General features: G+C 42.3%; 12 protein-coding genes. 10 read left to right on the top strand and 2 right to left on the bottom strand.

Translation table 11 applies throughout. The annotated features are described in order from the left end of the window. The first annotated feature begins 55 nt into the window (after nt 1–55). The 7 genes from nqrM to cyoE all read left to right on the top strand — a co-directional run bounded on the left by nqrM (nt 56) and on the right by cyoE (nt 6,203). Nucleotides 56–268 carry a (Na+)-NQR maturation NqrM gene (nqrM, locus tag PTRA_RS11790; RefSeq protein ID WP_011328891.1) on the top strand — a complete coding sequence of 71 codons (213 nt, stop codon included), beginning with the start codon at nt 56–58 and terminating at the stop codon, nt 266–268. Nucleotides 269–649: 381 nt separating this feature from the next. Then, complete coding sequence (locus tag PTRA_RS11785; RefSeq protein WP_058374594.1) at nt 650–1,069, top strand: hypothetical protein; 420 nt, start codon at nt 650–652, stop codon at nt 1,067–1,069. Nucleotides 1,070–1,385: 316 nt separating this feature from the next. After that, the gene (gene cyoA / locus PTRA_RS11780; protein WP_058373916.1) at nt 1,386–2,300 is read left to right on the top strand and encodes a ubiquinol oxidase subunit II; all 915 of its coding nucleotides are present in this window, start codon (nt 1,386–1,388) and stop codon (nt 2,298–2,300) included. Nucleotides 2,301–2,302: 2 nt separating this feature from the next. Beyond that, nucleotides 2,303–4,306, top strand: a complete 2,004-nt coding sequence (cyoB, locus tag PTRA_RS11775; RefSeq protein ID WP_058373915.1) for a cytochrome o ubiquinol oxidase subunit I — start codon at nt 2,303–2,305, stop codon at nt 4,304–4,306. Further along, entirely contained in the window at nt 4,303–4,950 is a 648-nt protein-coding gene (gene cyoC, locus PTRA_RS11770; protein ID WP_058373914.1) for a cytochrome o ubiquinol oxidase subunit III, read from the top strand. Before cyoB ends, cyoC begins: the two co-directional genes overlap by 4 nt. After that, nucleotides 4,950–5,309 carry a cytochrome o ubiquinol oxidase subunit IV gene (gene cyoD, locus PTRA_RS11765; RefSeq protein ID WP_058373913.1) on the top strand — a complete coding sequence of 120 codons (360 nt, stop codon included), beginning with the start codon at nt 4,950–4,952 and terminating at the stop codon, nt 5,307–5,309. The genes cyoC and cyoD overlap by 1 nt, the downstream gene beginning before the upstream one ends. A gap of 9 nt (nt 5,310–5,318) precedes the next feature. Next, a complete protein-coding gene (gene cyoE / locus PTRA_RS11760; protein WP_058373912.1) occupies nt 5,319–6,203 on the top strand; it encodes a heme o synthase in 885 nt (294 codons plus the stop codon). Nucleotides 6,204–6,352: 149 nt separating this feature from the next. Here cyoE and PTRA_RS11755 read toward each other — a convergent pair whose 3' ends face one another. Next, nucleotides 6,353–7,261 (bottom strand): histone deacetylase family protein, encoded by a 909-nt coding sequence (locus tag PTRA_RS11755; protein ID WP_058373911.1) that lies wholly within the window; start codon nt 7,259–7,261, stop codon nt 6,353–6,355. Between the two features lie 86 nt (nt 7,262–7,347). Continuing rightward, a complete protein-coding gene (gene ettA, locus PTRA_RS11750; RefSeq protein WP_011328882.1) occupies nt 7,348–9,021 on the bottom strand; it encodes an energy-dependent translational throttle protein EttA in 1,674 nt (557 codons plus the stop codon). Nucleotides 9,022–9,261: 240 nt separating this feature from the next. Between ettA and metA the strand changes: the two genes are divergently transcribed. Genes metA through metH form a run of 3 tightly spaced genes read left to right on the top strand, consistent with a single transcriptional unit; the run spans nt 9,262 to nt 13,927 of the window. After that, nucleotides 9,262–10,209: a homoserine O-acetyltransferase MetA gene (gene metA, locus PTRA_RS11745; protein ID WP_058373910.1), complete on the top strand. Its 948-nt coding sequence runs from the start codon at nt 9,262–9,264 to the stop codon at nt 10,207–10,209. Then, nucleotides 10,199–11,284 (top strand): homocysteine S-methyltransferase family protein, encoded by a 1,086-nt coding sequence (locus PTRA_RS11740; RefSeq protein ID WP_058373909.1) that lies wholly within the window; start codon nt 10,199–10,201, stop codon nt 11,282–11,284. The genes metA and PTRA_RS11740 overlap by 11 nt, the downstream gene beginning before the upstream one ends. 12 nt (nt 11,285–11,296) lie before the next feature. After that, nucleotides 11,297–13,927, top strand: a complete 2,631-nt coding sequence (gene metH, locus PTRA_RS11735; RefSeq protein ID WP_058373908.1) for a methionine synthase — start codon at nt 11,297–11,299, stop codon at nt 13,925–13,927. Nucleotides 13,928–13,964: the final 37 nt, after the last annotated feature.

Genomic DNA, 13,964 nt, shown 5'->3' with positions numbered 1-13,964 from the left:
CAGTTGCTCAAATATGTTTGAGCCTAATTTATTGCTGAACAATAGGGGCTAAGCAATGTCACTTTTTCTTCTCACTTTTACTTTACTTATTTTGATTGTGGCAGCGATGGCTGTGGGCATGATTGTACAAAAAAAATCTATGGCTGGCAGTTGCGGTGGCCTAGGTGCCGTAGGTATTGATAAAGCCTGCGATTGCGATGATCCGTGTGATAAACGCAAACAGCGCATGGCAAAAGAGCAAGTTTGGAAAGAAAACCAAATTATGTAACGTGTTTTTATTTAAAATATACGTACTAAAAAGCCCCCAATATTTAATCATTGGGGGCTTTTTAGTATCTGCTTTTTATACGAACTCAAACAGTTATGCACACGGATATTATGTTACTCGAGTTTAAAGAAAGCTCTTTTTAAAAAATATTAATTTTTTTCTTGTACAGCACACTCGCTTTGTTATACTCACGTTCGAACTTTCAGTAAGTTTTGAAAGTTTGATTGATGCGGATCAATTGCCACTTAGCTAATTTGTGCTAACCGGATTTAATTGTATTTAGCAGCTGATTTTAGGCTTACAGCAGATGTGATTTGTTATTTTTCATTATTTGCGTATTAAGTTATTTTTGTTATTAGTCATTTAAGTAGGTTAATGTCTTTGAACGCACTATCTTGTAACCATATTAATGTGGAGCTTGCCTTTGGCGAGAGTGCATTGTGTGGGCGCTTGAATAAGGCAGGAAAAGGCGTGTGCGTGGCTATAACATTAGTCGTATTTAATACCTTAATGCTGCTAAGCGGAGCTGTAGAGGATGTATTTAGCCTTGAAGCCTTATTAAGTGATAACTCGGTTACAGAGCCGTTATTACTTACAATCGCTGAATTTTTGGCTTATCCGATTATTTCAAGTCAGTTACTCATTGGCCTTTGTTGGTTATTGTTTCATACATTTTCAGCGCGTCGTGCTGGAATAATCCTCCGTAAAGCAGCCTTTGCTTTTAGCGAGGCTAAAGTTAGCCAACCAGTGCAAGCTGCACATGGTTGTCGTGCTCCACCTAGCTTTACAGGTTGTCTGTAAGGTTACCCCTTGTTATTGGTTTAATTATTTTGTCTTGCTGTAAATAATTAGCCTGTTGTAAACAAAGTAGCTCAGTGTTTTTTAAACACATTTCAGCCAACCACCACTCACCCAAGTTAACTTTTATTACGTTATATAAATGCGTTTAGAAAGCTGGGTTTGTTGCTAGGTCTTTATTGGCATGAGCTTTAGGTTTTGAATAGCCCCCTTATTTTTTATAATTTAATTTCAGTTAACTTGGGTTTTATCGATAAACCGTTGCTTAGCATTATTTGCAAGCAGCACCTCAGAACTTTTAGGTTTGTAGGATAGTCCCTTGATAATTCGTAACCTCTGTAATATTGCTTTAGCTAGTACAGTACTGGCGTTGTCAGGCTGTAAAGGCGGGATACTCGATCCAAAAGGGCAGATAGGCATTGATGAGAAAAACTTAATCATCATAGCTACTGTGCTTATGTTACTGGTAGTGATCCCCGTTATTGTGATGACTTTATATTTCGCTTGGAAATATAGAGACACACAAACTCATGAAATTTACGCTCCAAAGTGGGCTCATTCTAATAAGATTGAAGCTGTTGTGTGGGCTGTTCCTATTGTTATTGTTGTTATTTTAGGTGTTATTACTTGGCAGTCTACGCAAGCGCTAGACCCTTATAAACCAATTGAAGGCAAAGGCAAGCACCTCACTGTTGAAGTGGTATCGCTAAACTGGAAGTGGTTATTTATTTACCCTGAGCAAGGCATTGCTACGGTAAACGAATTGGTGTTTCCGGCAAATGTACCGGTTGAATATAAAATCACTTCAGAGAGCACCATGAATTCATTTTTTATTCCGCAATTGGGGAGTCAAATATACTCAATGGCCGGCATGGAAACCAAACTGCATTTAATCGCCAATGAACCGGGGACTTTTAAAGGTTTTTCGGCCAATTACAGTGGTGCAGGTTTTACCGGTATGAAGTTTAATGCCATTGCTACTCCTACCCAAGCCGGTTTTGACAAATGGGTAAGCGATATAAAAGCACAAGGTAATAACCTTACTCACGCCAATTATGTTGAGCTGGCTAAAGCGAGCGAAAACAACCCAGTGGCTTATTACGGCGACGTTGAAGCAGGCTTGTTTCATACCATAGTGATGAAATATATGGGCGCACACGGCGATATGAATAAAAAGCACCCTGCAATGGGCGAGCATTCAACGCACTCATCTCACAGCCAAGGCGAGGAATAACCATGTCGTTTTTAGGTAAACTTTCAATGGATGCAATTCCGTTTCATGAACCCATTATTATGGTAACCATGGCCGTTATTGCATTAGCTGGGCTTATTATTGCCGGGCTTATTACAAAGTATAAAAAATGGGGCGTGCTGTGGCGCGACTGGATCACCTCGGTTGATCATAAACGCTTAGGCGTAATGTATATTTTATTAGCGTTAATTATGCTGTTTCGTGGGTTTTCTGATGCCATTATGATGCGTGCTCAGTTAGCACTTGCTACCAGTGGCGCTCCTGGGTATTTACCACCAGAACATTACGACCAAATATTTACCGCACACGGCGTCATTATGATCATCTTTATGGCCATGCCATTTATGATAGGTTTAATGAATATTATAGTGCCATTGCAAATTGGCGCACGTGATGTTGCTTTTCCATTTTTAAATAACTTAAGCTTTTGGCTTACTGCCAGTGGCGCTATTTTAATTAATATGTCACTTATTTTTGGTGAATTTGCAAAAACCGGGTGGGTGGCTTATCCACCGCTCTCGGAGCTAACTTTTAGTGCTGGGGTGGGGGTCGACTATTATATATGGGCGCTGCAAATATCAGGGCTTGGTACACTATTAACCGCAGTCAACTTTTTAGTTACCGTGTTTAAAATGCGTGCCCCAGGTATGAGCTTAATGAAAATGCCGGTTTTTACTTGGACCTGTACATGGGCTAATATTTTAATTGCCGCATCATTCCCTATTTTAACTGCCGTTTTGGCCATGCTAACGCTTGACCGTTATCTTGATTTTCACTTCTTTACCAATGATCTGGGCGGAAACGCCATGATGTACATCAACCTATTTTGGGCGTGGGGTCATCCAGAGGTTTATATTTTAGTGCTGCCAGCATTTGGTGTGTTCTCTGAAATAATTTCTACCTTTACCAGCAAACGTCTATTTGGTTATAAGTCGATGATTTACGCCAGTGGTGCTATCTCTATTTTAGGCTTTATTGTGTGGTTACATCACTTTTTCACCATGGGTTCGAGCGCCAACGTTAATGCGTTTTTTGGGGTAATGACCATGGTTATTGCCGTACCAACCGGGGTTAAGTTATTTAACTGGTTATTTACTATTTACCGTGGCCGTTTACGTATAACAGTACCTGTATTATGGACGCTTGGCTTTATGGTTACCTTTACCGTAGGTGGCATGACTGGGGTGCTATTAGCAATACCAGGTGCCGACTACGTACTGCATAACAGTTTGTTTTTAATCGCGCATTTTCATAATACTATTATCGGTGGTGCGGTATTTGGCTACCTTGCGGGCTTTGCATTTTGGTTCCCTAAAGCAATGGGCTTTAAGCTAAATGAAGGCTGGGGTAAAGGCGCATTTTGGTGTTGGATTATTGGCTTTTTTGTCGCGTTTATGCCGCTGTATGTATTAGGCTTTTTAGGTATGACCCGTCGTTTAAATCATACCAACAACCCAGATTGGAATATTTGGTTATACATAGCTGCAGCAGGCGCAGTCATTATTATGTTTGGTATTATTTGCCAAGTAATTCAATTATATGTGAGCTTTAGAGATCGTGAAGCACTTGACGATGCTACCGGCGATCCATGGAACGGCCACACGCTAGAATGGTCAACATCGTCACCGCCACAGGCTTATAACTTTGCCCAAATTCCGCATGTTGACGATATTGATGCCTGGACCGACATGAAAGAAAAAGGCCAAGCTTATCAAGGTAAAACAAGCTACAGCCCAATTCATATGCCTAAAAACACTTCGGCTGGGGTACTTATGGCTGCTAGTTTAACCGCATTTTGTTTTGCCATGATCTGGCATATTTGGTGGTTAGCTGCGGCAGGTTTAGTAGGAGGTATAGCTATATTTATCAAACGTTGTTATGCAAGCGATGTTGACTACTATGTGCAGCCCGACGAAGTAGCACGTATTGAACAAGCACATAACTTAAGTGCCACTATTTTAGCCACTGATAAGGAGCTAAACGCATGAGTACCTTGTCTGTTAGTCAAGAGTCGGTAACGTTAAACTCTGCAATTGTAAATACCAAACAGGATCATGATGCTCACGCGCATCATGATACCTCTAGTAATACTACTTTTGGTTTTTGGCTTTACTTAATGACCGATTGCCTATTGTTTGCCTCGTTTTTTGCTACCTACGCGGTGTTGTTTATGAACACCGCTGGCGGCGTATCGGGTAAAGATATTTTTGAACTCGACTTTGTAGCAGTAGAAACTGCCGCACTGCTTATTAGTAGTATTACCTTTGGTTTTGCGATGATAGCCGCGCAAGGGCAAAAAAAGGCGCTGACCTTAATATGGTTAGCGGTTACTTTTTGTTTAGGTGTGGTGTTTATTAGTATGGAAGTTTACGAATTTCATCACCTAATAGTGAACGGGCATGGTCCGCAACATAGCGCTTTTTTAACATCATTTTTCTCATTAGTTGGCTTGCACGGTTTACACGTAACCGCAGGTTTAATTTGGATGAGTGTAATGATGATTGAAGTTGCAAAACGTGGCTTAGGTAAAGCAACCGTAACGCGTTTGAGCTGCTTAAGCCTGTTTTGGCACTTTTTAGATATTGTGTGGATTTGTGTATTCACCCTCGTTTATTTAATGGGAGTAATGTAATGAGCCACAGCGAAACACATGCTTTAAAGCAAATGCAAAATGAGCATCACCACGATGAATCTCACGGCAGTGTTAAAAGTTATTTAATTGGTTTTGTATTGTCGGTAATTTTAACCGTCATACCATTTTATATGGTAATGAGTGGCGACTTTTCAAAAGCAACCACGCTTTACAGCATTATTACTCTAGCCGTAGTACAAATTTGGGTGCATTTAAAATACTTTTTACACCTTAATTTTATTACTGAAGATGGCCGTGCAAGTACCTTCTCGTTTTTATTCAGTGCCCTAATTATTGTTATGGTGGTTGGGCTATCTGTTTGGATTATTTACGAATCTAACGCAATGATGATGTATTAGGAGCTAAAGATGTTTCGTCGTTATTTATCAGTAACTAAGCCAGGTATTATTATGGGTAACTTAATCAGCGTAGCAGGCGGGTTTTTACTAGCCTCCCGCGGTGATATAAACCCATGGCTAATGGTTGCTACCTTAATTGGCTTATCGCTAGTGGTTGCATCAGGTTGTGCTATTAATAATGTGATTGACCGAGATATAGATATTGCCATGGCGCGTACTCGCACCCGGGTAACAGTAACGGGCGAAATGTCTGCAATGGCTGCTTTATGCCATGGGGTGGTATTGGGGATTATAGGCTTTGGTTTATTAATAGCTTATACCACTCCAGCGGCAGTGTTTTTTGCCGCCTTTGGTTACTTTATTTATGTAGGGGTTTATAGCCTTTACATGAAGCGCAACTCAGTTTATGGCACTTTTATTGGCAGTTTATCGGGGGCTGTGCCACCGGTTGTTGGTTACTGCGCAGTATCTGGGCAGTTTGATATGGGGGCATTAATTTTACTGGTAATGTTTAGCCTGTGGCAAATGCCGCATTCATACGCCATTGCTATTTTTCGCTTTAAAGATTACCAAGCAGCGGGTATTCCCGTATTACCTGTAGCGCAAGGTATTGATAAAGCAAAGCGCCATATTGTGCTTTATATTGCCATATATGCTTTGGTTGTGATGCTGCTACCTATTAGTGGTTATACCGGTGCTGCTTTTATGGCGGTTGCTTGTATTACTAGTTTTTGGTGGCTGTTAATGGCGCTGCGAGGCTATCGTCGTAATATAGATATAAGCGGCTGGGCGCGTCAAGTGTTCGCGTTTTCAATTATTAATATTACCGCACTTAGTATTGCTATGGCGGTAGATTATCAAAGCATAGCGCCGCAGTTACTCGTACTTAATTAAGTTTAAGTCGTGGTTAATTTAATCATACCTAGTAAATACACCTAGTTAATAATACCGAGTTAATTCCAAAGTTAACAAAGGCTCTGAGATATTCGAGGAGCCTTTTTTCGTTTTAACGCGCCGCTGCAATATGTAAAACTCTAAAACTATTAAAAACGTGCTGCTTGCTCAACTACAATGCCATGACGCTGAGCTAAACGCTGGTGATCTCTGTCGTAACCGCCGCCAATAACCGTAGCTACCGGAGTGTTGTGCTCAAGGCAGCGTTTAAGTACGAGATGGTCGCGTTTTTCTATACCTTGCCAGCTAATATCGAGTTTACCTAAACCGTCTTGTTGCCACACATCAACTCCCGCATCGTACAGCACTAAATCGGGGTTTAGCTCCTTGAGTAAAAATTGCAGAGTGTCGTCAACTATGCCTAAATACTCAGCGTCTTGCATATTGTTAGTTAAGCCAATATCTAAATCGCTAGGGGATTTACGAAACGGAAAGTTTTTTTCGCAATGAATAGAGCAGGTATAAGCATAAGGCTGGTGTTGCAGCATAGCTGCGGTGCCATCGCCTTGATGTACGTCTAAATCAAAAATAAGTACATTAGTAACCTCACCCGACTCAATTAGCGTTTGCGTAGTAAAAGCCAAGTCGTTAACCATGCAATAGCCTGAGCCAAAATCAGTATGCGCGTGGTGTGTACCGCCTGCTAAATGGCACGCCATACCGTGTTTAAGGGCTAAGCGAGCCGTTTGTAGTGTACCTTGCGGGGCCGTAAAGGTACGCGCCATTAGCTCTTTTGACCAAGGTAGACCAATACGGCGCATGGCTTTTTCGTCTAATTGATTATGATATAGGTCGTGAATATAGTTTTCGCAGTGTACTAATTCTAGTGCCTCTGGCGTACCTAATAACGGCTGTACTAAGTTATCGCCAACTAATCCTAACTGCTTAACATGCTGATATAAATGCGCAAATTTACTCATTACAAAGCGATGTTTAGGATCAAAGCTAAACGAGTAATTAGGATGATAAACTAACGGCAAGTGAGGATTTAGAGTCATAAAATTCTATTTGTAGTTATAGTTATAAAACAAAAGCCCTACATAAATGCAGGGCTTAATTATTGCCTAGAGCTTAAAATTAGCTATTAACCAATCTTTTTGTATTTAATACGCTTAGGTTGAGTTGCCTCTGCACCTAACGTCTTTTTAAGCCACTCTTCGTATTCAGTGTAGTTACCATCAAAGAAGTTAATTTGGCCTTCGTCGCGGTAATCTAAAATATGTGTAGCAATACGGTCAAGGAACCAACGGTCATGCGATATACACATTACACAACCAGGAAACTCTAAAATAGCGTTTTCTAGTGCACGTAGTGTTTCAACGTCTAAGTCGTTAGTTGGCTCATCCAGTAGTAACACGTTGCCGCCAGCTTTTAATAACTTAGCAAGGTGTAAACGGTTACGCTCACCACCCGATAGGTCCTTAACAAACTTTTGCTGATCGTTACCTTTAAAGTTAAAACGGCTAACGTAAGCACGGCTTGGGAACTCAAAATTACCAATTTTAAGCACGTCTTGGCCGTCTGATATTTCTTGGAAAACAGTTTTGCTTTCGTCCATACCGTCACGGAACTGATCAACCGTTGCAATGTGTACGCTTTCACCTATGGTGATATTGCCGCTGTCTTGTTGTTGCTCGCCGCTGATCATTTTAAACAGTGTTGATTTACCCGCACCGTTTGCACCAATAATGCCCACAATGGCACCTTTTGGCATGCTAAAGCTTAAATCGTCGATTAATACACGGTCGCCAAAGCTTTTACGTAAGTTAGTTATTTCAAGCACTTGATCCCCTAAACGTGGGCCAGGCGGAATAAACATTTCGTTGGTTTCGTTACGTTTTTGATAATCAGACTGCTGCATTTCGGTAAACTGCGCCATACGTGCTTTTGACTTAGCTTGGCGGCCTTTAGGGTTTGAACGAACCCATTCAAGCTCTTGCGCAATTGACTTTTGACGTGCTTTTTCAGACTTTTGCTCTTGTTGTAGGCGCGCATCTTTTTGCTCTAACCACGAAGAGTAGTTACCTTCCCATGGAATACCTTCACCACGGTCAAGCTCTAAAATCCAACCTGCTACATTATCTAGGAAGTAACGGTCATGCGTTACCGCCACAACAGTGCCTTCGTAATCGTGTAAGAAGCGCTCTAACCAGGCAACCGACTCAGCGTCTAAGTGGTTAGTTGGCTCATCGAGAATAAGCATGTCTGGTTTTTCAAGTAACAGTCGGCATATAGCAACACGGCGGCGTTCACCACCCGAAAGGTGCTCAATTTTAGCATCCCACTCAGGTAAACGTAGTGCATCGGCAGCGCGCTCTAAAACGTTGTCTATGTTATGACCATCGTGCGCTTGAATAACCGCTTCAAGTTCGCCTTGCTCTTTTGCAAGTGCGTCAAAGTCAGCGTCTTCCATGGCGTATTCGTTATACACTTCGTCAAGGCGTTTAAGCGCATATTTAACTTCGCCAACCGCTTGCTCAACAATTTCGCGTACGGTTTTGCTTTCGTCTAGTACTGGCTCTTGCGGTAAGTAACCAATTTTAGTGCCTGGTTGTGGAAAGGCATCACCTTCAAAGTCTTGGTCAACACCGGCCATAATACGTAGCAATGTTGATTTACCAGAGCCGTTTAAACCAAGCACACCAATTTTAGCGCCCGGGAAAAAATGTAACGAGATGTCTTTTAAGATAGTGCGCTTAGGTGGCACAACCTTAGAAACTCGACTCATCGAGAATATAAATTTATCAGGTAAAACCATGGAAAAAACCTTCAAATAATAATAAAAATCACAATGCTCTATTGTAGTGGTTGACGGGTGAGGCAGTCAACGAATGGCCAATTTTAAACCGAGAAACAAACTATAAAGTGCACAAATGCGATTATAAAATAGGATGAAAAAATTTCATTTGGGTATTTAGACATCTATCCATCTATTGGTTGATATTTTTTCTTATCTGTTCATAATAAGTTTTCGGTTTTGATGAATAGGAGTAAAAGGATGCCAATTACAGTAAAAGACGAGCTACCAGCTATTGCTCGCCTGCGCCAAGAAAACGTATTTGTAATGCCACAAACTCGTGCAAAAACGCAAGAGATTCGCCCCATGCGTTTGGCTATTCTTAACTTAATGCCTAATAAAGTTGAAACCGAAGTACAGTTTATTCGTTTGCTTGCCAATTCGCCTTTGCAAGTAAATGTAGAACTACTGCGTCTTGACACTCATCGCAGTAGCAGTAATTCAGAGCAGCACCTAGATACCTTTTATCGTTATTTTTCAGAAGTAAAAAACAATAACTACGATGCATTAATAGTTACCGGCGCGCCGCTAGCGCATTTAGAGTACCAGGATGTAGCTTATTGGGATGAGTTTACCGCAATTTTAGATTGGGCTGAGCAGCATGTTACGTCTACACTTTTTTCGTGTTGGGCAGCACATGCGGCGCTTTATCATCATTATAAAATAAAGCGCGATTTAAAAACCGATAAACTGTGCGGCGTATTTACGCACCAATGTTATTTTGAACATGGGGCGTTAACGCGCGGCTTTGACGACACCTTTTTAGTACCGCATTCGCGTTATGGCCATGTAGATGTAAATAAAATAAATGCTTGCAATGAGCTAATCGTGCTAGCAGGTTCTGAGAAAGTAGGTGCTTACTTAGTTAAAAACAAGTCGGGCAGCCAAGTGTTTATTACCGGCCACCCAGAGTATGACGCCGACTCGTTAAAAGCTGAATACCAACGTGATTGCGAAAAAAGCGACAATGCGCCCAAACCCGAAAATTACTTTCCAGATGACGATGCAACTAAACAACCTTCAAAAACGTGGCAAAGCCATGCTTTTTTACTTTTTTCGAACTGGTTAAATTATTACGTGTACCAAACTACACCCTATGATATTAATTTAGTTAGCCAAGACGTAAGGACTAACAACTATGCCGAATAACCCTCTTAATAATGACCAAAATAAAAACAAGCACGACGAACTAAGTGCAGCGTTAAAAGAGCGTATTTTAATTTTAGATGGCGCTATGGGCACTATGATCCAAGCACACCAATTAGAAGAGCAAGACTACCGGGGTGAACGCTTTAAAGATTGGCATGTACTTATTCGCGGTAATAACGATTTACTAAGCCTTACGCAGCCTAAAATAATTACCGATATTCACCGTAGCTTTTTAGCTGCCGGTGCCGATATTATCGAAACCAATACCTTTAACTCCACCACCATTTCGATGGAGGATTACGACATGGCTAATTTAAGCCGTGAAATAAACCTAGAGTCGGCAAAATTAGCGCGGCTACTTTGCGATGAATTTAGTGCTAAAACGCCCGAAAAACCGCGTTATGTAGCAGGCGTACTTGGGCCAACATCAAAAACTTGTTCATTGTCGCCCGATGTAAACGATCCGGGCTATCGTAATGTTACTTTTGATCGTTTAGTTACTGCCTATGTAGAATCGACCTTGGCACTGATGGAAGGTGGCGCCGATATTATTTTAATCGAAACCATATTCGATACCCTCAATGCTAAAGCTGCATCGTTTGCAGTAGAAGAAGCGTTTGAGCAAGCAGGGCGCACATTACCAGTTATGATCTCCGGCACTATTACCGATGCCTCAGGGCGTACGCTTTCGGGGCAAACTACCGAAGCCTTTTATAACTCTATTCGCCATATTAAACCGCTTTCTATTGGCCTTAACTGCGCCTTAGGCCCTGATTTACTGCGCCAATATGTGCAAGAGTTGTCGCGTGTATGCGAAACCTTTACCTCAGTGCATCCAAATGCAGGTTTGCCTAACGAATTTGGTGGCTACGACCTAGAAGCAAAAGAAATGGCAACCGAAATTATTGATTGGGGTAAATCGGGTTTTATTAATATTGTAGGTGGTTGCTGCGGCACCACACCTGCGCATATTCGCGCCTTTGCAAAAGGTTTAGCGGGTGTTAAACCACGCCAGTTGCCAGAAATTGAAGTACGCATGCGTTTATCGGGCCTCGAAGCCTGTAACTTAAATTAAGGAGCCGCCAACATGACTCAAAAAATAGCAGTATTTACTAATGTCGGCGAACGTACCAATGTAACCGGCTCCGCCATGTTTAAACGTTTGATCATGGAAGAAGACTATGAAACCGCGCTAACTGTTGCCCGCGAGCAAGTAGAAAACGGCGCGCAGGTAATTGATATAAACATGGACGAAGCCATGTTGGACTCAAAAGCGGCCATGGTTAAGTTTTTAAATTTAATTGCCTCAGAACCCGATATTTCGCGCGTACCTATCATGGTCGACTCCTCTAAATGGGAAGTAATAGAAGCCGGTTTAAAGTGTATTCAAGGCAAAGCCATTGTTAACTCAATTTCGTTAAAAGAAGGCGAAGAGCCGTTTATTCGTCAAGCCAAAACCATTAAACGTTTTGGTGCAGCGGCTGTAGTTATGGCCTTTGATACCGACGGCCAAGCCGCCACCGCCGATAGAAAATTTGAAATATGTGAGCGTAGCTATAAAATATTAGTAGAAGACGTTGGCTTTGCGCCCGAAGATATTATTTTTGACCCAAATATATTTGCCGTAGCCACAGGGATAGAAGAGCACGACAACTACGCGGTCGAATTTATTGAAGGCACACGGCGCATAAAGCAAAACTTGCCGCACTGTAAAGTGTCGGGCGGAGTGTCGAATGTGTCGTTTTCGTTTCGGGGTAATAACCCAGTACGTGAAGCAATTCACTCAGTATTTTTATACCACGCTATTCAAGCGGGTATGGATATGGGGATTGTTAACGCTGGGCAACTGGCGGTTTACGACGATATTCCCGAAGAACTACGCAAAGCCGTTACAGACGTAATACTCAATACCGACCCCGGTGCAGGCGAGCGTTTAGTAGAACTTGCGCCTAAGTACTCAGGCATGGCACAAGCCGAGCGCATTGAAGATTTAGAATGGCGCAGTTGGAGCGTTGAAAAACGCCTTGAGCATGCCCTTGTTAAAGGTATAACTACCTTTATAGAAGTAGACACCGAAGAGTGCCGCGCAGCTGCCGCTAAACCTATTCACGTAATTGAAGGTCCGTTAATGGACGGCATGAACGTAGTAGGTGACTTATTTGGTGCAGGTAAAATGTTTTTACCACAAGTAGTTAAATCGGCCCGTGTAATGAAGCGTGCTGTGGCTTACCTAGACCCCTACATTGAGCTTGAAAAAGAAGAAGGTTCAACCAACGGCAAAATTGTAATGGCCACCGTAAAAGGCGACGTACACGATATAGGTAAAAATATTGTTGGCGTAGTACTGCAATGTAATAACTACGAAGTAATCGACTTAGGCGTAATGGTGCCTGCTGATAAAATACTGCAAACCGCAATCGACGAAAAAGCCGATATTATTGGTTTATCGGGGCTAATTACCCCATCGCTTGACGAAATGGTACACGTAGCCAAAGAAATGAAACGCCGTGGTTTTGAACTGCCGCTGTTAATTGGTGGTGCTACTACATCAAAAGCGCACACCGCCGTTAAAATTGAGCCTCAGTACGATAAAGGCGTAGTGTATGTGAGTAACGCCAGCCGTGCTGTGGGTGTGGTTTCAAACTTATTATCAAAAGAGCACAAAAGTGACTTTTTAGAAAAAACACAAGCCGAGTACGTTAAAGTACGCGAGCAACAAGCGCGTAAAAAACCACGCTCAAAACCAGTGACAATTCAGCGTGCTCGCGATAACGCCGCCAAACTCGATTGGGATAACTACACACCACCAGTGCCGAAACAGCTTGGCGTGCAAGAGTTTAAAAATGTATCTATAACTACATTGCGTAAATACATAGATTGGACGCCATACTTTATGACCTGGTCAATCGCCGGTAAATACCCGCGCATAATGACCGATGAAGTAGTAGGCGAGCAAGCGCAAAGCTTATTTAAAGACGCCAACGACATGTTAGACGACCTTGAAAAAGCAGGCAGCTTGCAACCACTGGGTGTAATTGGTTTATTTCCGGCAAACCGGGTTGGCGACGACATAGAAATATACACCGACGAAACACGCAAAGAGGTGTTAACTACCTCGTGCCATTTACGCCAGCAAACCGAAAAAACCGATTTTGCTAACTACTGCCTAGCCGATTACATAGCCCCAAAAGGTACACCCGATTACTTTGGCGCGTTTGCAGTAACGGGTGGTTTGGAAGAAGACGACCTTGCCAATGCGTTTGACGCACAGCAAGACGATTACAACAAAATAATGATTAAAGCCGTAGCCGACAGGCTAGCCGAAGCGTTTGCCGAGTATTTACACGAGCAAGTACGTAAAGAATACTGGGGCTTTGCACCAGATGAAAACCTAGCAAACGATGAGCTAATACGCGAAAACTACCAAGGTATTCGCCCAGCGCCAGGTTACCCAGCGTGCCCAGAGCACACCGAGAAAAAGAAAATTTGGCAACTGCTCGATACTGAAAAACGCATTGGTATGCAGCTCACCAGCTCGTACGCCATGTGGCCAGGTGCAGCCGTTTCGGGCTGGTACTTTTCACACCCAGAGGCAAAATATTACGCAGTAGCAGCAATCCAAAAAGATCAGGTGGAAGACTACGCTAAACGAACTAATATGACGCTTGAAGAGGCTGAAAGATGGCTATCGCCTAACTTGGGGTATGATCCGGAGTAAGGAAAAACGTTCATTTTTTAGCTGTCAAATAAAGCAA

Source organism: Pseudoalteromonas translucida KMM 520, from assembly GCF_001465295.1.
GTDB lineage: Bacteria > Pseudomonadota > Gammaproteobacteria > Enterobacterales > Alteromonadaceae > Pseudoalteromonas > Pseudoalteromonas translucida.
The sequence above is the reverse complement of the archived record's forward strand: the minus strand, read 5'-3'. Positions and strand labels throughout refer to the sequence as shown.